Annotated in this window: 20 protein-coding genes; 14 read left to right on the forward strand and 6 right to left on the reverse strand. The window is 64.9% G+C overall.

Features of this window, described 5'->3' with window-relative positions; all coding sequences use genetic code 11:
* Positions 1-86: 86 nt before the first annotated feature.
* On the forward strand, positions 87-1,421 hold the full coding sequence (locus ASE85_RS05805) for an MFS transporter (RefSeq protein WP_056685041.1): 1,335 nt from the start codon (positions 87-89) through the stop codon (positions 1,419-1,421).
* A gap of 53 nt (positions 1,422-1,474) precedes the next feature.
* On the opposite strand, the gene ASE85_RS05810 is transcribed toward ASE85_RS05805, so the two are convergent.
* Complete coding sequence (locus ASE85_RS05810) at positions 1,475-2,512, reverse strand: aromatic ring-hydroxylating dioxygenase subunit alpha (protein ID WP_056685044.1); 1,038 nt, start codon at positions 2,510-2,512, stop codon at positions 1,475-1,477.
* A gap of 154 nt (positions 2,513-2,666) precedes the next feature.
* Between ASE85_RS05810 and ASE85_RS05815 the strand changes: the two genes are divergently transcribed.
* Complete coding sequence (locus ASE85_RS05815; protein WP_056685046.1) at positions 2,667-3,407, forward strand: alpha/beta fold hydrolase; 741 nt, start codon at positions 2,667-2,669, stop codon at positions 3,405-3,407.
* 30 nt (positions 3,408-3,437) lie between these two features.
* Positions 3,438-4,838: a syringate O-demethylase gene (gene desA, locus ASE85_RS05820; RefSeq protein ID WP_056685049.1), complete on the forward strand. Its 1,401-nt coding sequence runs from the start codon at positions 3,438-3,440 to the stop codon at positions 4,836-4,838.
* Between the two features lie 418 nt (positions 4,839-5,256).
* On the opposite strand, the gene ASE85_RS05825 is transcribed toward desA, so the two are convergent.
* The 3 genes from ASE85_RS05825 to ASE85_RS05835 are packed head-to-tail and all read right to left on the reverse strand — an operon-like array spanning position 5,257 to position 7,568.
* A complete protein-coding gene (locus tag ASE85_RS05825; protein WP_056685052.1) occupies positions 5,257-6,018 on the reverse strand; it encodes an IclR family transcriptional regulator in 762 nt (253 codons plus the stop codon).
* Positions 6,019-6,036: 18 nt separating this feature from the next.
* A complete protein-coding gene (locus ASE85_RS05830) occupies positions 6,037-6,435 on the reverse strand; it encodes a nuclear transport factor 2 family protein (RefSeq protein ID WP_235523282.1) in 399 nt (132 codons plus the stop codon).
* The gene (locus ASE85_RS05835; protein ID WP_056685055.1) at positions 6,432-7,568 is read right to left on the reverse strand and encodes a cobalamin-independent methionine synthase II family protein; all 1,137 of its coding nucleotides are present in this window, start codon (positions 7,566-7,568) and stop codon (positions 6,432-6,434) included. Before ASE85_RS05835 ends, ASE85_RS05830 begins: the two co-directional genes overlap by 4 nt.
* A gap of 140 nt (positions 7,569-7,708) precedes the next feature.
* Between ASE85_RS05835 and ASE85_RS05840 the strand changes: the two genes are divergently transcribed.
* The 5 genes from ASE85_RS05840 to ASE85_RS05860 all read left to right on the forward strand — a co-directional run bounded on the left by ASE85_RS05840 (position 7,709) and on the right by ASE85_RS05860 (position 15,044).
* On the forward strand, positions 7,709-8,320 hold the full coding sequence (locus tag ASE85_RS05840) for a TetR/AcrR family transcriptional regulator (protein WP_056685058.1): 612 nt from the start codon (positions 7,709-7,711) through the stop codon (positions 8,318-8,320).
* Between the two features lie 358 nt (positions 8,321-8,678).
* Positions 8,679-9,080, forward strand: coding sequence for a hypothetical protein (locus ASE85_RS05845; RefSeq protein ID WP_056685061.1), 402 nt, complete (start codon positions 8,679-8,681; stop codon positions 9,078-9,080).
* Complete coding sequence (locus tag ASE85_RS05850) at positions 9,077-10,342, forward strand: efflux RND transporter periplasmic adaptor subunit (RefSeq protein WP_056685064.1); 1,266 nt, start codon at positions 9,077-9,079, stop codon at positions 10,340-10,342. The genes ASE85_RS05845 and ASE85_RS05850 overlap by 4 nt, the downstream gene beginning before the upstream one ends.
* 95 nt (positions 10,343-10,437) lie before the next feature.
* Positions 10,438-13,620 carry an efflux RND transporter permease subunit gene (locus tag ASE85_RS05855; protein ID WP_056685262.1) on the forward strand — a complete coding sequence of 1,061 codons (3,183 nt, stop codon included), beginning with the start codon at positions 10,438-10,440 and terminating at the stop codon, positions 13,618-13,620.
* 11 nt (positions 13,621-13,631) lie between these two features.
* Positions 13,632-15,044, forward strand: coding sequence for an efflux transporter outer membrane subunit (locus tag ASE85_RS05860; RefSeq protein WP_056685067.1), 1,413 nt, complete (start codon positions 13,632-13,634; stop codon positions 15,042-15,044).
* Between the two features lie 11 nt (positions 15,045-15,055).
* Here the strand turns inward: ASE85_RS05860 and ASE85_RS05865 are convergent, their stop codons facing one another.
* Positions 15,056-15,892 (reverse strand): p-hydroxycinnamoyl CoA hydratase/lyase, encoded by an 837-nt coding sequence (locus ASE85_RS05865; protein ID WP_056685071.1) that lies wholly within the window; start codon positions 15,890-15,892, stop codon positions 15,056-15,058.
* A 164-nt stretch (positions 15,893-16,056) separates the two neighbouring features.
* Between ASE85_RS05865 and ASE85_RS05870 the strand changes: the two genes are divergently transcribed.
* Genes ASE85_RS05870 through ASE85_RS05885 form a run of 4 tightly spaced genes read left to right on the forward strand, consistent with a single transcriptional unit; the run spans position 16,057 to position 19,269 of the window.
* Positions 16,057-16,812 carry an SDR family NAD(P)-dependent oxidoreductase gene (locus tag ASE85_RS05870; protein WP_056685075.1) on the forward strand — a complete coding sequence of 252 codons (756 nt, stop codon included), beginning with the start codon at positions 16,057-16,059 and terminating at the stop codon, positions 16,810-16,812.
* A gap of 29 nt (positions 16,813-16,841) precedes the next feature.
* Entirely contained in the window at positions 16,842-18,374 is a 1,533-nt protein-coding gene (locus tag ASE85_RS05875; protein ID WP_056685078.1) for an FAD-binding oxidoreductase, read from the forward strand.
* Complete coding sequence (locus ASE85_RS05880; RefSeq protein ID WP_235523285.1) at positions 18,374-18,769, forward strand: c-type cytochrome; 396 nt, start codon at positions 18,374-18,376, stop codon at positions 18,767-18,769. The genes ASE85_RS05875 and ASE85_RS05880 overlap by 1 nt, the downstream gene beginning before the upstream one ends.
* Positions 18,766-19,269 (forward strand): hypothetical protein, encoded by a 504-nt coding sequence (locus tag ASE85_RS05885; protein ID WP_056685084.1) that lies wholly within the window; start codon positions 18,766-18,768, stop codon positions 19,267-19,269. The genes ASE85_RS05880 and ASE85_RS05885 overlap by 4 nt, the downstream gene beginning before the upstream one ends.
* A gap of 123 nt (positions 19,270-19,392) precedes the next feature.
* Here ASE85_RS05885 and ASE85_RS05890 read toward each other — a convergent pair whose 3' ends face one another.
* Positions 19,393-19,890, reverse strand: coding sequence for a nuclear transport factor 2 family protein (locus tag ASE85_RS05890; RefSeq protein WP_056685087.1), 498 nt, complete (start codon positions 19,888-19,890; stop codon positions 19,393-19,395).
* A gap of 96 nt (positions 19,891-19,986) precedes the next feature.
* Between ASE85_RS05890 and ASE85_RS05895 the strand changes: the two genes are divergently transcribed.
* Complete coding sequence (locus ASE85_RS05895) at positions 19,987-20,901, forward strand: NAD(P)H-binding protein (protein ID WP_056685090.1); 915 nt, start codon at positions 19,987-19,989, stop codon at positions 20,899-20,901.
* An 8-nt stretch (positions 20,902-20,909) separates the two neighbouring features.
* Positions 20,910-23,099, forward strand: a complete 2,190-nt coding sequence (locus tag ASE85_RS05900; protein ID WP_082462688.1) for a PQQ-dependent dehydrogenase, methanol/ethanol family — start codon at positions 20,910-20,912, stop codon at positions 23,097-23,099.
* Positions 23,100-23,104 lie beyond the last annotated feature (5 nt).

The following is a 23,104-nucleotide window of genomic DNA, read 5'->3' on the forward strand; positions in this document are numbered from 1 at the left end:
AAGCCTTTCCAGACGTTGCATATCGCCGGTTTACAAATTGTGTCTCCGGCATACAGTGCGCGCAACAAAGATGAGAGGAGCGCCGCATGGCATCGACCCCGACGACCGCCCTGCCGGCCGATGATCCCCGCAGCATATTGGCCAGCCAGCCGATGCGCCTGCCGCAATGCGTCGCCATCGCCATCTGCTTCCTGCTCAACGCGCTCGACGGCTTCGACATCCTGGCCGTCACCTTCGCCGCGCCCGGCATCGCGAAGCAATGGAGCATCGGCCCCGGCGCGATTGGCCTCGTCGTTTCCTCTGGTCTGGCCGGCATGGTGGTGGGGTCGCTGACGCTGGGGCAACTGGCGGACCGGATCGGGCGGCGGCCGCAGGTGCTGCTCTGCCTCGCCATCATGGTCAGCGGCATGGCCGCTTCCGCCTTCGCCTCCAACGTCCTGCTCCTCTGCCTTCTGCGCGCCTATACCGGCCTTGGCCTCGGCGCGGTGCTGGCGGCGGTGAACGCGCTGTCGGCGGAGTTCGCCAATCGCAAGCGCCGCGACCTGTCGGTCAGCATCATGGCGGCGGGTTATCCCGCCGGCGGTATCGTCGGCGGCTGGGCGGCGGCGCAGTTGCTCAAACATCATGGCTGGGAATCCATCTTCCTGTTCGGCGCGGGCGCGACGGCGGTGATGGTGCCGCTGGTGCTGCTGTTCCTGCCCGAATCCATCGGCTGGCTGGCCACACGCGGTGGGCCGGATGCGCTGGCGCGGATCAACACCATATTGAAGCGCCTGGGCCAGCCGCTTGCGGGTCGCGTCGTCGCGCTGCATGAGCCGAAAGCCTCCATGCGGTCGCTCTTCACCGATCGCTATCGTGCGACCACCCTCGCCCTCATCTTCATGTATGGCCTGCACATGATGACCTTCTATTATGCGCTGGGCTGGACCCCGGCGCTGGTCGTGTCCCTTGGCTTCGATCCGTCGCAGGCGACGATCGTGTCGGTGTTCATGAACATGGGCGGCGCGACCGGGGGCGTGATGTTGGGCTTTCTCTCGCCACGCCTGGGCCTGCGCCCGCTGGTGCTGTTCGGGCTGGCTGGAGCGGCGGCGGCCGTCGCCGCTTTCGGGGCAGTGCCGGCCGATATAGTGATGCTACAGGGCGCGGCCTTCCTGCTCGGCTTCCTCGCCAATGGATCGGTCGTGGGCCTCTACGCGCTGATCGCCAACATCTATCCCACCACCTTGCGCGCGACCGGCACCGGCACCGTGATCGGCTTCGGCCGCTGCGGCGCAGCGCTCGGTCCCTTCATCGCGGGGCAGTTGCTGGCGGTCGGGGCAGGGCGGGGCATCACCTCGCTCGCCCTCGCCCTCGGCTCGGCTATCGCCGCGCTCGTCCTCCTCGCCACCCACCTGCGCGTGGCGGATGAAGACGCGGTCTGACATCACACATCGCTCGCCATGGCTTCGCTACGCGCGCAATGACGATTCACATTCTACCCCACCTGTTCCGCATCCATCATCGCCTGCAACATGCGTCGGCCTTCCACCGCGTTGCGATCGCTCTTCAGCAGCAGTTCTGCGGGGTTCTCGCCGACCACCGCCAGCATCGCCTCGATCTCCTCGGTGGCGAACTTGTCCTCGGCGATCACCGGGCGGAGATACTCCTCCATGATGTCGATCGCGCTCGCATCCGTCGTCGCCATCGCGAAAAAATAGGTGCAGCTATGCGGCGTTTCCGGCGTCACTGCATGATAGACCCGGCTCGACGCGAAGGCCTCGCCCGCCCGTTCATGATTCTGCGGGAATCGGCTCTCGTCGATCCCGGCGTGAAATCCGGGCAGGTGAAAATCCATCCCGCTCACCCGGTCGATGCGGGCCAGGTCATGTCCCATATGGGCGACCACCGGCGGCGCCTCGGCATCGCGCATATGGCGGCGGCTCCCCAGAAAGCCGGGCCGCTTGACCACGTCCTCCGGCGTCGCCGCATTGTCCAGCGTGCCGATCGAACTGCCATGCAGGAAGGCGAGGTGGGTCAGGTCCAGCAGATTGTCGTTCAGCAATTGCGCCCGCCCCTTCACATGCTCCACGAACAGCGCCCGCGCGGCCATACCCGGCGCGGTCAGGCCGATCGCCTTCAGATCGGGCAGCAGCGCCGGATCGGCCTTGTGCGCATCCCCCATCCAGATCCACGCCCACAGTCCATGTTCGACCAGCGGGTAGCTGGGGATATGATAGGATCGCGGGGTGACGCTCTGGCTCGGAATATCGGTGCATTGCCCGTCCGGGCCGAAGGCGATGCCATGATAGCCGCAAACGATGCCGTCGCCCTTGCGACAGCTTTTGCCCAACGGGAAATGGCGGTGCGGGCATCGCCCGCCGACCGCCACCGCCTGCCCATCCTGCTTGCGATAGAGGACGACCGGCTGGTTGAGGATCGTACGCGCCAGCAGCGCCTCGCCGATTTCATGGGTGAAGGCGGCGACATACCAGCCATTGCGGACGGCGAACGAGCCGGTGGTGAACGGATACATGCCGGGTCTCTCCTGATTTTGCTATCAGACTTACAGTGTAAGTTTCTTCCGAAGGCGCGCTATTGTCAAGAGGGCCGCAGCTTCATCGGATAAAGCCGCCGCGACGCATTTTCCCGCTGGCACAGCGTGGAATATTCGTGTAGATGAAATATTCATGGATGCGAAATCATCAAATCGCGATCTAGACGCCCCTTTCCTGATCCTGCCGGGATTGCTCTGCGATTCCCGCATGTTCGGCGAAACGCTGGCGGCGTTCCCCGACAGCGCCGTGGTGGACGGCTTCTACGCCGGTTGCGACCGAATCGAGGCGATGGCCGATTATGCCATCGCCCGCATGCCCGGCCGCTGCGCCCTGCTCGGCCATTCCATGGGCGCACGGGTCGCTCTGGAGGTCGTGCGCAAGGTGCCGGATCGGGTGGAGCGCCTGGCGCTGGTCGATACTGGCGTCCATCCGGTGAAGCCCGGCGAGCGGGAAGGGCGCTACCGCCTGCGCGACCTCGGCCGGGATCAGGGCATGGGCGCCCTTGTCGCCCAATGGCTGCCGCCGATGATGGGCTTTGCCGGCCTGCGTGACGAGGCGCTGATGGACAGGCTCTATGCCATGGCGGTCGATGCCGGCCTCGCCACGTTCGAGGCGCAGATCGAGGCGTTGCTGCACCGCCCGTCGGTGGACGCGCTGCTCCCGACCATCGCCTGCCCGACCGTCGCGATCGTCGGCCGGCAGGACCAATGGTCCCCGGTCGCCCAGCATGAAGCGATCGCCGCCGCCATCCCCGGCGCGCAATTGCGCGTCGTGGAGCATGCCGGCCACATGATGCCGGCCGAAGCACCGGCAGCCTTCAATGCCCGCATACAGGACTGGCTCGCCATGCCTGTCCCTGCCCCCATTTCGTAAATTTCCAAACAAGTCGAAGGAGAGGTTTGAATGACTGACAAGACCCTGCAACAGCTGCTCGATGAAAAGGGCGACATCGTCGAGTTCCTGCGCAACCAGCAGGTCGGCCCCAACGCTTATCCGGGCGTGCCGGGCGAATATAGCAATTGGCGCGACGAACAGCGTAGCTGGGCGGAAAGCTCGGTCCTGTTCAACCAGAGCTTCCACATGGTCGACCTGCTCGTCACTGGCCCCGGCGCGTTCGACATGCTGTCCTACCTCGCCCCCAACAGCTTCAAGGGCTTCGTGCCGAACCGCGCCAAGCAGTTCGCCCCCGTCACGCCCGAAGGCTTCGTCATCGGCGACGTCATCCTCTTCTATCTCGAAGAAGAAAAGTTCGAGCTGGTCGGCCGCGCGCCGTCGATCGAATGGGTCGAATATTGGGCATCGACCGGCAAGTGGGACGTGAAGGTGGAACGCGACGAGCGCACCATCGCCCGCCCGCTCGACCAGCAGGGTTACCGCCGCAACTATCGCTTCCAGTTGCAGGGGCCGAACGCCATGCCGGTGCTGGAAAAGGCGATGGGCCAGACCCCGCCGGACCTTAAATTTTTCCACATGGCGCCGATCATGATCGCGGGCGTCGAAGTGCGCGCGCTGCGTCACGGCATGGCCGGCCAGCCCGGTTACGAGCTGTTTGGCCCGTGGAAGGATTATGACACCGTCCGCGACGCGCTGATCGAAGCGGGCAAGGACCATGGCCTGACGCTCTGCGGCGGCCGTACCTATTCGTCCAACACGCTGGAATCCGGCTGGATTCCTTCACCGCTGCCCGCCACCTACACCGGCGAAGGCTCGAAGGGCTTCCGCGAATGGATCGGCGCCAACAGCTATGAAGGCAAATGCTCGCTCGGCGGCAGCTTCGTCTCCGACAATATCGAGGATTACTACCTCAACCCCTGGGAGCTGGGCTATGGCATCATGGTCAAGTTCGACCATGATTTCGTCGGCCGCGAAGCGCTGGAAAAGGTGAAGGATCAGCCGCACCGCCAGAAGGTGACGCTGGCCCTGGACAATGAGGATATCGTCCGCGTCATGAGCTCCATGCTCCAGACCGGCGAGAAGGCGAAGTTCCTCGAATTCCCCAGCGCCGTCTACTGCATGCACCCCTATGATGCGGTGCTCAAGGACGGCAAGACCATCGGCCTGTCGACCTGGATCGGCTACACCATCAACGCCGGTCGCTTCCTGGCGCTGGCGATGGTGGACGCCGAGTTCGCCACACCCGGCACCGAAGTGACTTTGCTGTGGGGCGAACCCAATGGCGGCACGAGCAAGCCCACGGTCGAGCCGCACGTCCAGACCGAAATCAAGGCGATCGTCTCTGCGGTTCCCTATTCGGAAGTCGCGCGCGACAACTATGCCGACGGCTGGCGCACCAAGGCCGCCTGATCGGGTCGCCACCTGAGCGGGTGGAACGGGGGATGCCTGGAAGGCGTCCCCCGTTTTCGTTTCGGGGAATGCAGGTTTGGAAAATCATTGGTCATATGCCGACCAAAATCGGTGGCCCAACACCCATCCAGGCCTCTCTCACTCGCCTCCAACCAACCCCTTCCAATGTAGGATAATGGCTGATCTATCCTGATGGATGGAAGATGGGCCTTGCATATTCTGCATTACCGCCACCCTTGACGTCGCCCGGTCGCGTTGGTGTCGCGGAACTGGCGCGCAAACGGCGCGTCTCTGCGACCCCAGTGGCGCGTCGCTGGCGCTTCGCATGCGCTTGGCAAGCGCTTCGCGATCGCATCCGGCCCATTTTGCCCGACGACACCGTGAACTTTGCCCTGTCGCGTCAGCGACGTGCTTGCGCTCAGAGCGCCGGCATTTCCGCAGCCGTGAACAGGCTCGCCGCCTGCTCCAGCTTGGCGATGGTCCGTCCCTCCACTTCGGCGGTGAAGCGCGGCACGGGAATCGCCAGCGCAAACGCGCCGATCGCTTCACCGTCGATCACCACCGCCATGCCCAGGCCGCAAATGCCCGGCGTATATTCCTCCCGCGTGCGGCCGATGCCGGTCGCGCGGATCTCCGCCAGTTCCGCCCGCAACTGCTCTACATCGACGATGCTGCTGGGTGTGAAACTCTCCAGCGGGGTCTGCGCGAAATAGGCGTCCAGTTCCGCGTCGGACATGTGGGCCAGCAGCGCCTTGCCCGCCGCCAGGCAATGGAGCGGGCTGCGCGTGCCGACGCTGATCGAATAGCGCAGCGACTGTTCCGCCGTCTCGGTGACGATGGCCTCCAGATGCCAGCCATCGCGGATGAAGAAGGACGCTGTCTCGTTCATCTGCAACCGCAGCGACTTGACCAGCGGCCGCACCTTGTCGGCCAGCGACATGGCGACGCGCGGCGACGCCAGCCGCTCCAGCGCCGGACCGGGCAGGTAGCGGCGTCCTTCACGGGTCAGATAATGGCGTTCCGCCAGGGTAGCGAGCAGATAGGACAGGCTGCTGACCGGAATGGCGAGGCCCGCCGCAATCTCCTGCGCCACGACGCCAGCGGGACGCGCGACGACATATTCGATGATGTCGATGGTGCGCATCGCCGATTTGACGGTGGACGGCGTGGTCCCATTCATGGTTCAGCGAACCCCCATTTAGAACGTCAGACTGCCCCGCCGTTCGGCAAAGCGCCATTCCCCCTCTATGCGCACGAAACGGTCGTGAAAGGAACCGACTTTAGGCGCGCCTTCGCCGGTGAACAACAGCATCGCGCTTTCCCCCGTCGCTTCGCCCTCGCTCACCACGTCGATCACGACATTGGAGCAGACATGCCGCGTGGTCCGTGCGGGGCGGGAAAGGAAAGCGGCCAGGATCGCGTCTCGTCCCTGCGTCCAATCATCGGGCGCAGTCGGGCGCGCCATCCGGCCATCCGGCGCATAGAGCGCGGCGACATCCGCCCATCGACCCGCATCATTCAAATTGGCGTAGAGCGCGACCAGACGGGCGCAATCCTGCTCGATCGCGCGACGGTCCTCGTGCGTCACACCGGTCACAGCCGCGCGTCCGCCAGATCCGCGCCCGCGCGCAGCGACCGCAGCTTCTTCCAGGTCACGGCCGGGTCGATCTTGCCATATCCGGCAAAGGTGCCGAACCCGCAATCGGTGCTGGCGATCACCCGATCCTTGCCGACGATCCCGGCAAAGCGCTCGATCCGCTGGGCGATCAGTTCTGGATGCTCGACATAGTTGGAGCAGGTGTCGATCAGGCCGGGGGCCAGCAGTTTGTCGTCCGGCAAGGCGCCCCGCTCCGCAGCATCGCGCCAGACCGTCCATTCATGCTCGTGGCACGAATTGGCCCCCTCGAACAGCACGGTCGCGGGCCGGGCGGCCAGCACGATGTCGATCACTTTCTCCAGCGGAATGTCATGGTCATGCGGTCCTTCATAATTGCCCCAGCAAATGTGCATCCGCATCCGGTCCGCCGGGATATTGGCGGTCGCGGCATTCAGCGCCTCGACATTGGCGGCCGCGATCTTCAGGAATTCGTCCTCGCTCGCATCCTGATAGCCGGTGTGGCGCGACATGGCGAGGTCCGGGCAATCGAGTTGCAGGTCGAATCCGGCCGCCACGATCGTCTCATATTCCTCGCGCATCGCGTCGACCAGATCGGCCAGATAGGCTTCGTGGCTGGGATAATGACGATTGACCTGGAAAGCGGTGATCAAGCCGGGGGAAGCAGCGTTCATGAAGGCGCGGATGCCCGGATGATCGGCCAGCGCGGTCTTGAACCGGCGGATGTCCTCATGCAGCGGATCGAGCGTCACCAGTTTCACCGGCCCGATGCAGGAGGCGCGGGTGAACTCCTGAGAACCCATGATCCCCGCCAGCTTCTGCCGCAGTTCGGGCAGGGGCGCGAGGTCGGCGGCGACCTTGCGGTCGATATGGCCGCCAAAGCCCGACAGCCGTTCGATCATATAGGTGGAATAGCCGACCTTGCCCAATTCGCCGTCGCTGACGATCGACACGCCCGCCGCAATCTGCGCAGCGACCGCTTCGGTCACAGCCTGCTGGACGGTCGTGTCGAACAGCGTCGCATCATAGGCCTCGCCCTTGTCGCGGGCCAGCAGCAGCGGAGTCAGCGCGTCGCCGCGCGGCAGGCTGCCGACATGGGTGGTGGCTATGGACATGACCTGCTCGCTCTCCCTAAGATCGAACGAACATCTGCCACATGTTCGCAAATATGGATATATCATAAATGTGAATTTATCGGCGGGAGAGCGAGGCCTCGTCTGGACAATGGCGCGACTCTCACTATATACCGCTCGGTATGAAAATCGCAGCCGAAACCGTGACGAGGGGACGCCCCAGGGAGTTCGATCCCGAGGAAGCCCTGTCGGCTGCACTTCAGGTTTTCTGGACGCGCGGCTATGAAGGCGCGTCGCTGGCCGAATTGACCGAGGCGATGGGTATTACCAAACCCAGCCTCTATGCCTGCTTCGGCAACAAGGAAGCATTGTTCCACAAGGCGCTCGACCTCTATGAGCGCGACAAGCTCTGCTACATGCGATCGGCGATGGAAGAGCCGACCGCGCGCGCGGTCGCCGAACGGCTGTTGCGCGGTACGCTCAATATCCAGACCGGCGGCAATGATCCGCGCGCCTGCCTCGGTGTCATCAGTCTGGTCGCCTGCACCACGCAGGCGGATTCGATCAAGACCGACGTGCTGGCGCGCCGCGCCTCGTCCGATAAAGCCCTGGTCGAGCGGCTGGAGCGGGCCAAGGCGGAGGGCGACTTGCCCGTGGGAGTCGAGCCGGCCGCGCTGGCGACCTATCTGTTCGCCGTCATGCAGGGCATGGGTGTGCAGGCCAGCGGCGGTGCATCGGTCGAGCAACTGGAGCAACTGGTGGAAACCACCATGGCGATGTGGCCGACCAATTGAACGCAACCCCGTAAAAACCCCCGTTCAGCCGCCATACAGAAAAATTTACCAAGCGGTACAGAAAGCGGTTGACGGAAGAGCCCCTCGGATTATATACCGATAAGTATGAAATCCGGTCGGGGCATCTGCCTCCAAGGAGGCGCCATGAAAAATACCTTCCTGAACTAAATTTTCGGCGTGGTGGCGGACTTGGTCCTGTCGCCCGCCTCATCATCATCGTCTGGCCATGGGGTCGGGGTGTCACCCCGGCATTGATGGCTTGTGCATTCCCGCAGCCGCCACCGGTCCGGGAGAGGATCGCGTGCGCCCGCAGATGGCGGTCGCGGCCGGGTCTGCACGCAAATAGGGGACTGAAACCATGGCCTATATTGATTTTGCCCAGCCGCTGCCTGCGGTTGGGACCGGCATCTCCTTGCCTGCGATCCGGGACCGGATCAGGGCCGTCGCCACCGGCTTTTCGGCGATGGAATGGCAGATCGTGCGTCTGGCGCAGACGGACGGCCTGGTCTCTCTGCGAGAGCCGGGGCGCTGGTCGCGCTTCAAGGCGCTGCTCTTTGGGCCGCAGCCACATTTCAAACTGGCGGACGACAAGCTGGAGGCGCTGCGCCGCCTGGCCGTGGAGGCCTGGCATGAAGGCTTCGCCGTCCGCCCGTCCGCCATCCGACACTTTCGCGAAGCCGGGTTCAGTGAGGGACAATTGGAAACATTGCTGTCCGCCGTCACCGCCGCCCGCCGCACCATCAAGGGGAAATATCCATGAACATGATCACAAAGATCGACACCGATACGCGGGCCGGCGAAGTTAGGCCGGATGGCGCGACGCAGCGCTGGCGTGGCCGGCATCTGGCCTGGGCCGCACTGGGCATCGCCCTACTGGGCGGCGTCAGTTGGCAATATCTGGGGCAGCCGGAGGCGCAGGCCTCCGCCGCGCCGCTGGCGGCTGTCGGCGTCTCCGCGCCGCTCGCCCGCAGCGTGACACAATGGGACGATTATGTCGGCCGCTTCGCCCCCAGCCAGACGGTGGAAATCCGCCCGCGCGTGTCGGGCGCGGTGACCGCCATCCATTTCCGCGACGGCGATGTCGTGCGTCAGGGACAGTTGCTCTTCACCATCGACCAGCGGCCCTTCCTGGCGGCGCTGGCCGAGGCGCGGGCGAACAGCGCATCGGCTCGCAGCGCCTTGCTGCTGGCGCAGAATGACTATGCCCGCGTCCAGCGGCTGAGCGGCGACGAAGCCGTGTCGGCCAGCGAAGTGGACTCGCTACGTTCGCGGCTTCAGGCGGCGCAGGCGGCCCTTGCCGGCGCGCAGGCGCGTGAACGCAGCCGCGCGCTGGACGTGGAATTCACGCAGGTCCGCGCGCCGATTTCCGGCCGCGTCTCCGACCGCCGCGTCGACATCGGCAATCTGGTGGCCGGTGCGGAAGGCAGCGGCGCGACCCTGCTGACCACGGTGAACAAGCTCGATCCCATCTACTTCAATTTCGATGCGTCCGAAGCACTGTATCTCAAGTCGCAGCGCGACAAGGATGATGGCGGCGCGGTCGAGGTGCGATTGCAGGATGAGGCGGACTATACTCACAAGGGCCGGCTCGATTTCACCGACAATGGCCTCGACCCTCGTTCCGGCACGATCCGTATCCGCGCCGTGTTCGACAATCCGGGCAATTTCCTGACCCCCGGCCTGTTCGGCAATATGCGTCTCGCCAATGGGGGCAAGGCCAGCGCCCTGCTGGTCCCGGATGAGGCGATCCAGTCCGATCAGGCGCGCAAGACAGTGCTGGTGGTGGACAAGGATGACAATGTGACGGCCAGGCCGGTCGAGCTTGGTCCCATTGTCGACGGGCTGCGGATCATTCGATCGGGCCTTGGTCCGCAGGACCGGGTGATCGTGTCCAACCTTCAGGCAGCAATGCCCGGCGCCAAGGTGGCGGTGAAACCGGCCACGATCCGACCGGCGCCCGCACCGGTGACGCCGGTCGACAGCGCGGCGCCGATCGCCGCCCAGGCGACGTTCGCCCGCTAGGCTGCGCTGCAAAGCCTGATTGCCAATAATCCCTGCCCGTGATCCGGCCCTCGCCGGATCGCGCGGCATCCCTTTCGCTCGCAAAGGACGATCCGATGCGCTTCTCCCGTTTCTTCATCGACCGGCCGATCTTCGCCGCCGTCATCGCGGTGGTCATCACCGTGGTCGGCGCGCTCGCCTTCATCGGTCTGCCGGTATCCCAATATCCCGACATCGTGCCCCCCACGGTCACGGTGTCCGCCCAATATCCCGGCGCATCGGCGGAAACGGTCGCATCGACCGTGGCCGCGCCGATCGAACAGGAAATCAACGGCGTCGACGACATGCTCTATCAGAGCAGCCAGTCGACCGGCGATGGCAAGGTCGTCATCACCGTCACCTTCAAGATCGGCACCGACCTGGATGCCGCGCAGGTACTGGTGCAGAACCGCGTCGCCGTCGCCACGCCCCGCCTTCCCGAAGAAGTGCAGCGTCTGGGCGTCGTCACGCGCAAGACCACGCCCGAATTCCTGATGGTCGTGAATTTGCAGTCGCCAGACGGCACGTTCGACCGCGACTATATCTCCAACTATGCGCTGACGCAGGTGCGCGACCGGCTTGCCCGGCTCGACGGCGTGGGCGACGTACAGATGTTCGGCGCACGCGACTATGCGATGCGTATCTGGATCGACCCGGATCGCGCCGCCGCGCTGGACCTGACGGCCGGTGAAGTCGTGTCCGCCCTGCGCGCACAGAATGTGCAGGTATCGGCCGGCTCGATCGGCCAGCCCCCCTATGACCGTGGCGAAGCCTTCCAGCTTGGCGTGGAAATGCAGGGGCGCCTCAACACGCCCGATCAATTTTCCAACATCGTCATCCGCTCTGACGCCGATGGCCGCCAGGTGCGCGTCAGCGATGTCGCGCGCGTCGAACTGGGTGCGCAGGATTATGGCACAAACACCTATCTGTCGAACAAGCCCACCGTCGTCATCGCGACGATGCAGCGCCCCGGCTCCAACGCACTCGACGCGGCGGAGAAGGTGAAGGCGGAGATGGAGCAACTGTCCAAGCGCTTCCCCAAGGGCCTGGAATATAGCATCATCTACAATCCGACGGAATTCATCAGCCAGTCGATCGACGCCGTCTATCACACGCTGATCGAAGCCGTGCTGCTGGTCGTCCTCGTCATCCTCGTCTTCCTGCAAAACTGGCGCGCGGCGATCATCCCGATCATCGCCATTCCGGTATCGCTGATCGGCACGGCGGCGATCCTCGCGGGTCTTGGCTACTCCCTCAACAACCTCTCGCTCTTCGGTCTGGTCCTCGCCATCGGCATCGTCGTCGATGACGCCATCGTCGTGGTCGAAAATGTCGAGCGCAATATCGAGCATGGCATGTCGCCACTGGAGGCCGCCCGCGTCTCCATGGATGAAGTGTCTACCGCGCTGATCGCGATCGTGCTGGTGCTGTGCGCGGTGTTCGTGCCGACGCTGTTCATCACCGGCATTTCGGGCGCCTTCTATCAGCAGTTCGCCGTCACCATCTCGACCGCGACCGTCATATCGCTGATCCTCTCGCTCACCCTGTCGCCCGCCGCCGCCGCTCTCCTGCTCAAGGAAAAGCATGGTCCCCGCGACCGCAGCGGCGATCCGGTCTGGCGGCAAAAAATCGGCGTGGCCGTCGATGCGTTCAACACCGGCTTCGACCGGATGAGCGCGGGCTATGGCCGCCTCACCCGCTTCCTCGTCGCGCGGCCCAAGAAGATGCTGCTGACCTATGCCGGCCTGATCGCCGCCACCATCGCCCTCTTCTGGGTGACGCCCGGCGGCTTCATCCCGGCGCAGGATCAGGGCTATTTCCTGGCGGTGGTGCAGTTGCCATCCGGCGCCTCGCTCGAACGCACCGACAAGGTGACGCGAGAGGTCGCGGCGAAGATCCTGCCGATCAAGGGGCTGCGCGGCGCGGTGATGTTCGCCGGCTTCCATGGCCCCTCGCAGACCCAGGCGCCCAACAGCGCGGCGATCTACTTCCCCTTCAACAGCTTTGCGGAGCGCAAGAAGGAGGGCGCGACCTATGCCGGCATCATGGAGCAGGCGAACAAGGCTGTCGCCGGTTATGACAAGGCGCGCATCCTGCTCGTCCCCCCGCCGCTCATCCAGGGCATCGGGTCGGCCGGCGGCTATCGCATCATGCTGGAGGATCGCGAGGATCGCGGTTACGCGGAACTCAACAAGGTTGCGGGCGATATGATCGCAAAGGCGAACCAGACCCCCAGCCTCGCCATGGTCTACACCCTGTTCGATGTCGCTACGCCGCGCGTCTACGCGGATGTCGACCGGCGCAAGGCCGACCTGCTGGGCGTTCCGCCAGAGCGGATCTTCGAAGCGATGCAGGTCTATCTGGGCTCGTCCTTCGTTAACGACTTCAACCTGCTGGGACGCACCTATCGCGTGACCGCGCAGGCCGATGCCGAACATCGCGGCACGGTGGCGGATATCGCAAACCTGAAAACCCGGTCGAACAGTGGCCAGATGGTGCCGATCGGCTCCGTCTCCACCTTCAGGGACAAGACCGGTCCCTATCGCGTCGTGCGCTACAATCTGCTGCCGGCGGTCGAGATCGACGGCGACACGGCGCCCGGCTATTCCTCCGGCCAGTCGCTCGCCACGATGGAGAAGCTCGCCGCTGCGGCGCCGGCCGGTTACGCCAGCGAATGGACCGGCGTCGCCTATCAGCAGGTCAGCGCGGGCAATACCGCAGGGCTTGTGTTCGGCATGGCGGTGTTCTTCGTCTTCCTGGTGCTGGCGGCGCAATATGAAAGCCTGACGCTGCCGCTGTCGATCATCCTGATCGTGCCGATGTGCCTGTTCGCGGCCATGCTGGGCGTGAACCTGCGGGGGATGGATAATAATATCCTCACGCAAATCGGTCTGGTCGTGCTGATCGCGCTGGCTGCGAAGAACGCCATCCTTGTGGTGGAGTTCGCCAAGCAGGCGGAGGAAGAACAGGGACTCTCGCCAATCGAGGCCGCCGTTCAGGCCGCGCAGACCCGTCTGCGTCCGATCCTGATGACCAGCTTCGCCTTCATCCTGGGTGCGGTGCCGCTGGTGATCGCGACCGGGGCGGGTGCGGAACTGCGGCAGGCGCTGGGCACGGCCGTCTTCTTCGGCATGGCCGGTGTGACGGCGTTCGGCTTGCTCTTCACCCCCACTTTCTATGTCGTGTGCCGCGCGCTGGGCGATCGTTTCGCCCGCCGCCGGCGCGCGGAAGCCGAACCTGCGTTGCAGCCGGCCGAATAAGGATAGAAGCCATGACAAAGAACTTCATCGCTTTGCTGCTCGGCGCCAGCGCCCTTACGGCGTGCGCCGCCGGGCCGGACTACAGGGCGCCCGCCACACCGGCCACGGCTGCCGCCCCCTTCATCGGGGCGGCGAGTGCCACGGTCAGCGCGGCGGCGGCACAGGATCAGTGGTGGACGCTCTATGGCGATCCGCTGCTGGATACGCTGGTGCATGACGCGCTCGCCGCCAATACCGACATCCGCGTGGCGGTGGCGCGGATCGAACGGGCGCGTTCGTCGCTGCGCGGCGCCAAGTCTGATCGCCTGCCGCAAACCGGTCTGGGGGCGTCCGAAACCTACAACCGCACCTCGGCGGTCCAGTCCTTCCCCGGCATCGACCGGGAAAATTGGGTGTTCGATAGCGGCCTCGACATCAGCTACGAAGTGGATCTCTTCGGTCGGGTGAAGCGCGGCGTAGAAGCGGCGCGCGGCGACTATGCGGCGGCGCAGGCGGATGCCGATGGCGTGCGCGTGGCGGTGGTCGCCGATACGGTGCGCGCCTATCTGGACGTCACCGCCACATCGGAACGTCTGGCAGTGGCGCAGCGCACGGTCGGCCTGCTCGACCAGTCGATCCGCATCACCGGCGCGCGGTTCGAGGCTGGCCGGTCGGACCGGCTGGACGTCATCCGCGTGACGACGCTGCGCGACCAGCAGAAGGCGACGATCCCCGCGCTGGCGGCCGATCGCGATGCGGCGCTGTTCCGCCTCGCCACGCTCACCGGGCGGACGCCGCAGCAATTGCCCGACACAGTGCGCGCCGCGACCCGGACCCCGCAATTGTCGCAGCCGATTCCCGTCGGCGATGGGCAGGCGCTATTGGCAAGACGGCCGGACGTGCGCGCGGCGGAACGGCGGTTGGCGGCCGACACCGCGCGGATCGGCGTGGCGACGGCCGATCTCTATCCGCGCATCTCGCTCGGCGCATCGGTCGGCAGCACGGCGCTGGGGGGCGGCAATCTGTTCGGCGGCGGGCCGTTGAACTGGGTGCTGGGACCGCTCATCAGTTGGGCTTTCCCCAATCAAGAGGCGATCCGCGCCCGGATCGGCGGGGCGAAAGCGGATAGCGCCGCCTCGCTCGCGACCTTCGACGGCACGGTGTTGCAGGCACTGGAGGAAACCGAACGCGCCTTGTCTGCCTATGCCCATGCGATCGAGCGGGTGCAGACGCTGAGCGCTGCGCGGGACGAAGCGGCACGCGCCGCCCGGATCAGCCTTGCCCGGCAACGGGAAGGACAGATCGACTTCCTGACCGTGCTGGATGCGCAGCGGACGCTGGCCAGCGCCGAAGCCGATCTGGCGACGGCCACCCGCGCGCTATCCTTTGCGCAGGTCGATCTGTTCCGGGCTTTGGGCGGTGGATGGGGTCAGGCTACGGCCTGACCCCACAGTTATCAGGCCGAGGTCTTCGCCTTGTTCAGGTCATAGCTGCCCAGACCCGGCTTGTAGCTTTTCTCGTCGATGAACTGGCGGATGCCTTCCTTGCGGCCTTCGCTCTTGTCATGGAAGTTGGCCGCTTCCTGCATGCGGACCAGATAATCCTCCGCCTCATCATAAGTCATGGTGCCGACCCGGCGGACGGCATCCTTGGCGAATTTCAACGCCACCGGATTCTTCTTCAGCAGCATCTCGGCAACTTCCGTGGTTCGCGCCTTCAACTGGCCCAGTGGCACGCTCTCATTGACCAGCCGCATGGTCGCCGCCGCCTTGCCGTCGATCAGGTCGCCCGTCAGCGTCAGCCACATCGCATCGCGCATGGGCAGCAGGTCGACCACCACCTTGGTCACGCCCCCGCCGGGCAATATGCCCCAGTTGATTTCAGACAGGCCGAACTGCGCCTCGTCCGCGCAGATGGCGAGGTCGCAGGCGAAGAGCGGGCCGAAGCCGCCGCCGAAGCACCATCCATTGACCATCGCGATGGTGGGCTTCTGATACCAGCGCAGGCGGCGGAACCAGCCATAGCTCTCCGCCTGCGACTTGCGCACGCCGCGCAGGCCAAGCGCTTCGGTTTCGCGGAAATATTCCTTCAGGTCCATGCCCGCCGACCAGGCCGTGCCTTCGCCGCCCAGCACCAGCACGCCGACATCGTCGCGATATTCCAGCTCGTCCAGCACCTCCAACATGCGCCGGTTGAGCGTCGGGCTCATCGCGTTGCGCTTGTCCGGGCGGGCGAAATTCACCCAGGCGATGCGATCTTCGACATGTACCGAAACGACGTCCTGCTCTTCCATGGTCCTGCTCCTGCAATATGTATCATTGGCATACAATCTAATGCAGAACGCAGGCAAGCGCTTTTTCAGGATCATCCTCTGGCAGTCCGCTTGACAAGCAGGTCACATCGCCAGATAATAACGATCGTTATTAATAGATCGGCATGGCCGGCAAGTGAGGCGAGATGGATGTGCAAGGCAAGACGGCGCTCGTCACTGGCGGCGCATCGGGTTTAGGCGCCGCACTGGTGTCCAACTTGCTGTCCGCAGGCGCACATATTGTGGTGCTCGACGTGCAGGCCAGTAGCATGCCGGGCGTGCGTTCGATCCTGTGCGACATCACGGATGAGGCAGCGGTGTCCGCTGCCATGGCGCAGATCGGCCCAGTGTCGATCCTGGCGAACATGGCCGGCATTGGCGGCATCGGACCGATCGCGACGCCGGCAGGACCGGGCGACGTCGCTGCGTTCCGCCGTCTGATCGACGTCAACCTGATCGGCGCGGTCAACGTGACCGCCCATGTCGCCCATCGCATGATCGGCAATGCGCCCGATGGCCCCGACGGGACGCGCGGCGTGATCCTCAACGCCTGTTCGATCGCGTCGTTCGAAGGGCAGGAGGGCATGGGCGCCTATGGTGCGTCGAAGGCGGCGCTCGCCGCGCTCACCCTGATCTGGGCGCGCGACCTGTCGCGCCACGCGATCCGCTGCGTCGGCATCGCGCCGGGCTTCTTCGCCACGCCGATGACAGCCCATATGCCGCCCGCCCTGGTCGATGAACTGGTCGGCGGCATGGAATTTCCCCGCCGCGCGGGCACGGCCGAGGAATTTGCCGAGGCTGCTCTGTTCCTGATCCGCCATCCCATGATCAACGGTGAAGTCCTGCGGCTCGACGGCGGCGCTCGCCCGCCCGCGCGTACGCGCTGGACCGCTGCCGCCTGACCCCTTTCCACGACAAGGCAAGACACAGCATGGCCCAAACGCTCAACCCCGCTACCATCGCTGCCTTCGCGGCGATCGTCGGCAAGGATCATGTCTTTTTCGGCGAGGACGATCAGGCAAGCTATCAGGACAAGTTCGCCATCGACGATGAGCGCCATCACCCCGCAGGCGCAGTCGCCCCCGCGACCGTCGAGGAAATTCAGGCGATCGTCCGCATCGCGTCCGAACGCGGCGTCGCGCTCTGGCCGATCAGCCGGGGCAAGAATCTGGGCTATGGCGGCTCTGCGCCGCTGCTGGCGGGATCGGTCATCCTCGACCTCAGCCGCATGAAGAAGATCGACTATGATGAGGCGAACGGCACGGTCCTGCTGGAACCGGGCGTCGGTTTCTACGATCTCTACGACTTTCTGAAAGCCAAGGGCATGAAGCACTGGCTGTCGGTGCCCGGCAATAGTTGGGGGTCAGTGGTCGGCAACGCGCTGGATCGCGGCATGGGCTATACCCCCTATGGCGAACATGCGACCCGCATTTGCGGCATAGAAGCGGTGATGGCCGATGGGCTGGTGGTCCGCACCGGCATGGGCGCTTTGGACGGCGCGCCGACCTGGCAGCTTTATCGCTTCGGCTTCGGCCCAGGCTGGGACCAGATGTTCGTCCAGTCCAATTTCGGCATCGTCACCAAGATGGGCCTTTGGCTGATGCCTGCGCCGGAATCGCTGATGGGCATGGATCTGGAATTCGACCGGCCGGAGGATCTGGGGCCATTGATCGACGCGATCGCGCCGCTGCGGCGCGAAGGGCTGTTGCAGCAGTCGCCGACCATCGGCAACTGGCTGCGCGCCGCCGCCGTGGTGACGACCCGCGACCAGTGGACCGACAAGCCCGGCGCGCTGCCCGACGACGTGATCGCGGCGATCCGCAAGAAATTCAATGTCGGCTGGTGGGGCGTCAGTCTGCGCCTTTATGGGCGGGAGTCGGTCAACAAGGTGGCCTATGCGATATTGGAGCAGGAACTGGGCAAGCTCAAACCCATGTCGCTGCGTCCCACCGTCTGGAAAACTGGCGAACCGCTGGAGGCAACCGGCTGGACCGGCACGCCGCTCACCATGCCGATGCAGAACGCCAACTGGCATGGCGGGCGCGGCGGCCATATCGGATTCTCGCCGATCCTGCCGCAATCGGGCGTTGCGGCGCAGGCCCAGTTCCAGCGCACCTACGCCCGCTACAAGGAATATGGCATGGACTATCAGGCCAGCTTCGCCTTTGGCGAGCGCCACCTCATCAACGTCAACGCCGTGCTCATCAACAAGGATGATCCCGATATGATGGGCCGGGTCGATCCTTTCCTCAAGCAGCTGATCGCCGATGCCAAGGCGCAAGGCTATGGTGAATATCGCACCCATCTCGACTATATGGACGCGGTTGCTGGCACCTATGACTATAACAAGGGCGCGCTGGGGCTGCTCAACCGCAAGGTGAAGGACGCGCTTGACCCCAAGGGCGTGATCGCGCCGGGGAAGAGCGGCATCTGGCCCAGCAGCCATACAGGAGGGCAGGGCTGATGCGCCGGGGGATGATCGCCCTAATGGGCGCGGCGCTGGTGCTGGCGGGCGCGGCTTGCGGCCGGGCGAGCGAAACGCCGGCGCCGGCCTCCAAGGGACCGCCGCCCTTGCCAGCACCCGAAACCCTGTCGTCGCGACCCGCGGCCGGACCGGGCGAGAAACTGTATCTGGCGAAATGCGCCATGTGCCATGGGCCGGGCGGCATGGGGACGGGGCTGCTCGCGCGGCGGATGGACCAGCCCTTGCTGGAAAAGCGCACCGATCTGACCGCCGATTATGTCGTGCAGGCGGCGCGCATGGGGATCGGCAACATGCCCGCCATCCCGCGCGGCGAAGTGAGCGACGCGGAGTTGCAAATGATCGCGCAGCATCTGGCGAAGGGAGCAAAGCCATGAGCGCCCTGTCCCGTCGCGCTTTTCTGGCGAGCGTCGCGGTCGCATCGGCGGCGCTGGCGGGCAGTCGGGCAGACGCGGCAACACGGCCGCTATTGCTACATGATCCTGAACTGCTCGCTGGCCGCTGCTTCGCCGCGCGCGCGCAGTTGCTTGGGGCACAGCCCGTTGCGCTGGCAGGCGATCGGGTGCGGCAGATGCAGGCTTTGCTCGCGTCCGCACCAGCGGCGCTCTTCGCCGTGACACGGCGGAGTGACGAACTGCTGGTCGGGGAAATCGCCGCCGAAGCAGGCTATCGCCGGGTGGCTTTGGTGCGCCATGACAACGGACATATGATGGCGAACTGTGCGCCGGATGGCGTGGCCGTTGCCAAGTTGGCGCAACTCTCGGGTGCGGCATGGCCGGAAGTCTTCGCCGAAATGGCGGTGGCTAAGGTTGGTCAGTGCGCTGCCGTATCCGAAAGCCGTGTCATGACTGCCCACAGTTGGGTGATGGTTAAATAGCAAACCCTTTCCCCGTTCGGGCTGAGCCCGTCGAAGCCCCGTTCTTCTTTGCAACTCGGAAGAAAGAACGGTCCTTCGACAGGCGCATGGGGAACGACTCTTATGGGAAGCGTGGCGCTCCAGTCAGCGCGTTATAATCAGCGAATCCGGCCGCTTGCGCGGTACCCACTCGCCACGGCCAGGGAAATTCTTCAGCACCTCGCCGTCCCACAGCCGCACGGTGCGGCGATGGAAGCGCCACTGGCCGTCCGCGCCCTTCACGGCATGATCGTCATACCAGCCGGCGAAGCGCAGCAGGTAAGGCGGCTCGCCCTCGCACTCCGTCACGAATGCGAAGCCGCGCATCTTGCAACTGCCATCGTCCTGCGCCCTATATTGAACCTGCGTTACATGGTGCTGACGCCCCGGAAAGCCCGGCGCATTGCGGTAATGTTCGGCGATGCCGCGAATCCCCTCATGCCCTTCCCAGATGTCGGGATCGTCGAACACCTCCTCCACCATGCGCGCGTCCGGCGTGAAGCAGGCGACCAGCCCGTCCACATCACCGGTATCGAGCGCCCAGCTATAGGCGGCGATCAGGTCTTGCAGCGCGATCCTGTCCTCGATCGGAAGGGAAGGCATGATAGTCACTCTCCTTTTATCTATGGCTTGACGCAATAATAACATTCGTTACGATTATCTGCAACAAGACGACAGATCATGCAAGCGAGAGGACGCATGGGGAAGATCATCATTTCAGGCGCTTCGGGTTCGTTCGGCCGGGCGGCGGCGCAACTGCTGCTGGAAAAGGTCGCACCGCACGATGCGATATTGCTGACCCGCACACCGGCCAAGCTGGCCGATCTCGCCGCACGCGGCGCCGATGTCCGCTTCGCCGATTTCGACGACCCTGCCAGCCTGCCCGACGCGATGGCCGGAGGCGAAAGGATGCTGCTGATCAGCACCGCGCGCGTCGGCACCCGCGTCGGCCAGCATCGCCATGCGGTGGAAGCGGCGGTCGCGGCTGGCGTGAAACATATCGTCTACACCTCGATCATCGCCGCCGACGCACCCGGCAATCCGGCGATCGTCAAGAACGACCATCGCGCGACGGAGGAGATCATCGAAGCCTCCGGCGCGGCCTGGACCCATTTGCGCGACAGCCAATATGCCGAGGCGATCGCCGGGCCGATGACGATCCCCGCGCTGATGATGGGCGGCAAGCCCGACAATTGCGGCGACGGCCCGGTGGCTTTCGTCAGCCGCGACGATTGTGTCGCGACGGCCGTGGGCGTGCTGACCCAGCCGGGGCATGAGAATAAAGCCTATGTGCTGACCGGCCCCGACCTCATCACCATTCCGCAGGCGATGGCGATGGCCAGCGAAATAGCCGGCAAGCCGATCGTGGTCGATGCGGTCGATGACGAAGCGATGTTCGCCTATTTCGATGCGCTCGGCGCGCCGCGTCACGCCTCCGATATCATCCCCGAAGGGCCGATCCCCTGGTCCAGCGTCGATATGGTGACATTCGGCCAGTCGATCCGCGAAGGCTATTTTGCGGAAAAGACCGACTGGGTGGAAAAGATCACGGGCCGCAAACCCAGGAGCCTGCGCCACGTGATGCTGGCGCACAAGGAAAGCTGGCCCCTGTGATGAACAGCATGAAAAAGCCGCTGCTTATATTGGCTGGCCTGCTGGCGCTTTCGTCCTGCACCGGTCGCGGACCCGGCGGCGCCAGCGGCGCCGGCGACGACTGGCCCTATACTGGCGGCGACGTCTGGGGCAGCCATCATTCGCACCTGACCGATATCGACAAAGGCAATGTCGGCAAGCTCGGCCTCGCCTGGTCCTATGATCTCAACACCAACCGCGTGCAGGAAGCGACGCCGGTGGTGGTCGATGGCGTCATGTATACCAGTGGCAATCTCGGCCGCGTCTATGCGCTCGACGCGGCGACCGGCAAGCCGCTCTGGACCTTCGAGCCGGAGGTGGACATGCAGGCGAACCGATCCGCCTGCTGCGATCAGGCCAATCGCGGCGTCGCGGTCGCCAATGGCAAGGTGATGGTCGGCGCGCTCGACGGCATGCTCTACGCGCTTGACGCGAAGAGCGGGAAAATCCTCTGGAAAGTCGACACGGTGGTCGATCACAGCCGCGGCTATACGAGTACCGGCGCGCCCGAAGTGGCGGGCGACCTCGTCATCATCGGCAATGCCGGCGCGGAATATGACACGCGCGGTTACGTGACCGCCTATCGCATCGCCGATGGCGGGCAGGCCTGGCGCTTCTTCACCGTGCCACACGACCCGGCCAAGGGACCGCAGGAGGACAAGGCGCTCGACGCCGCGCTCAAGACCTGGGACGCCAGGAGCCGGTGGGACATTGGCGGCGGCGGTACCGTCTGGGACGCGATCAATTACGATCCCAAGTTCGGCACTGTCTATATCGGCGTCGGCAATGGCGGCCCCTATTCCATCGCCACCCGATCGCCCAAGGGCGGCACCAACCTCTATCTTTCCTCCATCGTCGCGCTGGATGCCAAAAGCGGCGCGGTGAAATGGCATTATCAGGAAACGCCCGGCGATAGCTGGGACTTCACCGCCACCCAGCCGATGGTGCTGACGCAGATGGAGGTGGACGGTACGGTCCGCCCGGTCATCCTCCATTCGCCCAAGAACGGCTATCTGTTCGTGCTGGACCGCGAGACCGGCAAGCCGCTGCGCGTCAATCCGCTGGTACGGACCAACTGGACCACGGGGTTCGACAAGAATGGCGCGCCGCAGATGACGCCGGAGCGGACCGATTTCTGGAACGGCCCGCGCCTCATCTTCCCGGCGTCCGCGGGCGCGCGCAACTGGTATCCGGCGGCCTATGATGCGGAACGCAAAAGCTATTACGCCCATGTGCTGGACATGGGGAACCTCATGTTCACCGTGCCCCCCGGCACGCCTGCGGAAGCGAGGCGACCCAAGGCGCTCAACGTCCAGACGACCCTGATCTTCACGCCGCAATTGCAGGCCGTGTTGCCGACCCTGCCGCCCGCGATCCGCGAACAGGTGGAAAAGCTGCCCGAAATGCAGTGGGTCAAGGACAAGCCCTATAGCAGCGAGTTGCGCGCCATCGACCCGCTGACCGGTAAGGCGCGCTGGTCGGTCCCGACCGAGGGCTGGCAGGACCGGATGGGCATGCTGTCGACCGCATCCGGCCTGATCGTCCATGGCACGATCGGCGGCAAGCTGATCGTCCGCGACGCCGACACCGGCAAGCTGATCAAGGAAATCGACACCGGCAGTTCGATCATGGCCGCGCCCATGACCTACCGTGTGAAGGGCGTGCAATATATCGCGGTTGCGGCCGGCTTCGGCGGGGGTGGTTGGGGCTATGTGCCGCGTTACTCCGCCGCCTATCGCAATGGCAACGCCAACCGCATCCTGGTGTTCAGGCTGGATGGCGGCCCGGTGCCGCAGCCGACCGCGCTGCCACCGCTCGAACCGGCCGAAGCGCCCCCCGCGCAGAAGCCCGGCGTGACGCCCGCGATGATCGCCAGGGGTCAGGGGCTGTTCTTCCAGAATTGCGCCATCTGCCACAGCAACCAGTTGCGCTCCACCGCGCCGGACCTGCGCCGGATGCAGCCGGGCACGCATGATGTGTTCAACCAGATCGTGCGCGAAGGGCTGCTGCTTCCCAATGGCATGCCCCGCTGGGACGATTTGCTGAGCGTCGATGATGTGGACGCGCTCCACGCCTGGCTGATCGCCGAGCAGGGACCGCTGCGAGAGCGGGAATTGAAGCTGAAGGCGGCGGGCCAGCCGCTCGACGCGCCCAGCGCCGCCATCATGTCCAACTTCTAGGAATA

It is taken from the genome of Sphingobium sp. Leaf26 (assembly GCF_001421665.1).
Lineage (GTDB): Bacteria > Pseudomonadota > Alphaproteobacteria > Sphingomonadales > Sphingomonadaceae > Sphingobium.

Coding starts and splice junctions, on each gene's coding strand:
- ASE85_RS05805 (WP_056685041.1), top strand. CDS start 87: ATGGCATCGACCCCGACGACCGCCCTGCCGGCCGATGATCCCCGCAGC.
- ASE85_RS05810 (WP_056685044.1), bottom strand. CDS start 2,512: ATGTATCCGTTCACCACCGGCTCGTTCGCCGTCCGCAATGGCTGGTAT.
- ASE85_RS05815 (WP_056685046.1), top strand. CDS start 2,667: ATGGATGCGAAATCATCAAATCGCGATCTAGACGCCCCTTTCCTGATC.
- desA (WP_056685049.1), top strand. CDS start 3,438: ATGACTGACAAGACCCTGCAACAGCTGCTCGATGAAAAGGGCGACATC.
- ASE85_RS05825 (WP_056685052.1), bottom strand. CDS start 6,018: ATGAATGGGACCACGCCGTCCACCGTCAAATCGGCGATGCGCACCATC.
- ASE85_RS05835 (WP_056685055.1), bottom strand. CDS start 7,568: ATGTCCATAGCCACCACCCATGTCGGCAGCCTGCCGCGCGGCGACGCG.
- ASE85_RS05840 (WP_056685058.1), top strand. CDS start 7,709: ATGAAAATCGCAGCCGAAACCGTGACGAGGGGACGCCCCAGGGAGTTC.
- ASE85_RS05845 (WP_056685061.1), top strand. CDS start 8,679: ATGGCCTATATTGATTTTGCCCAGCCGCTGCCTGCGGTTGGGACCGGC.
- ASE85_RS05850 (WP_056685064.1), top strand. CDS start 9,077: ATGAACATGATCACAAAGATCGACACCGATACGCGGGCCGGCGAAGTT.
- ASE85_RS05855 (WP_056685262.1), top strand. CDS start 10,438: ATGCGCTTCTCCCGTTTCTTCATCGACCGGCCGATCTTCGCCGCCGTC.
- ASE85_RS05860 (WP_056685067.1), top strand. CDS start 13,632: ATGACAAAGAACTTCATCGCTTTGCTGCTCGGCGCCAGCGCCCTTACG.
- ASE85_RS05865 (WP_056685071.1), bottom strand. CDS start 15,892: ATGGAAGAGCAGGACGTCGTTTCGGTACATGTCGAAGATCGCATCGCC.
- ASE85_RS05870 (WP_056685075.1), top strand. CDS start 16,057: ATGGATGTGCAAGGCAAGACGGCGCTCGTCACTGGCGGCGCATCGGGT.
- ASE85_RS05875 (WP_056685078.1), top strand. CDS start 16,842: ATGGCCCAAACGCTCAACCCCGCTACCATCGCTGCCTTCGCGGCGATC.
- ASE85_RS05880 (WP_235523285.1), top strand. CDS start 18,374: ATGCGCCGGGGGATGATCGCCCTAATGGGCGCGGCGCTGGTGCTGGCG.
- ASE85_RS05885 (WP_056685084.1), top strand. CDS start 18,766: ATGAGCGCCCTGTCCCGTCGCGCTTTTCTGGCGAGCGTCGCGGTCGCA.
- ASE85_RS05890 (WP_056685087.1), bottom strand. CDS start 19,890: ATGCCTTCCCTTCCGATCGAGGACAGGATCGCGCTGCAAGACCTGATC.
- ASE85_RS05895 (WP_056685090.1), top strand. CDS start 19,987: ATGGGGAAGATCATCATTTCAGGCGCTTCGGGTTCGTTCGGCCGGGCG.
- ASE85_RS05900 (WP_082462688.1), top strand. CDS start 20,910: ATGAAAAAGCCGCTGCTTATATTGGCTGGCCTGCTGGCGCTTTCGTCC.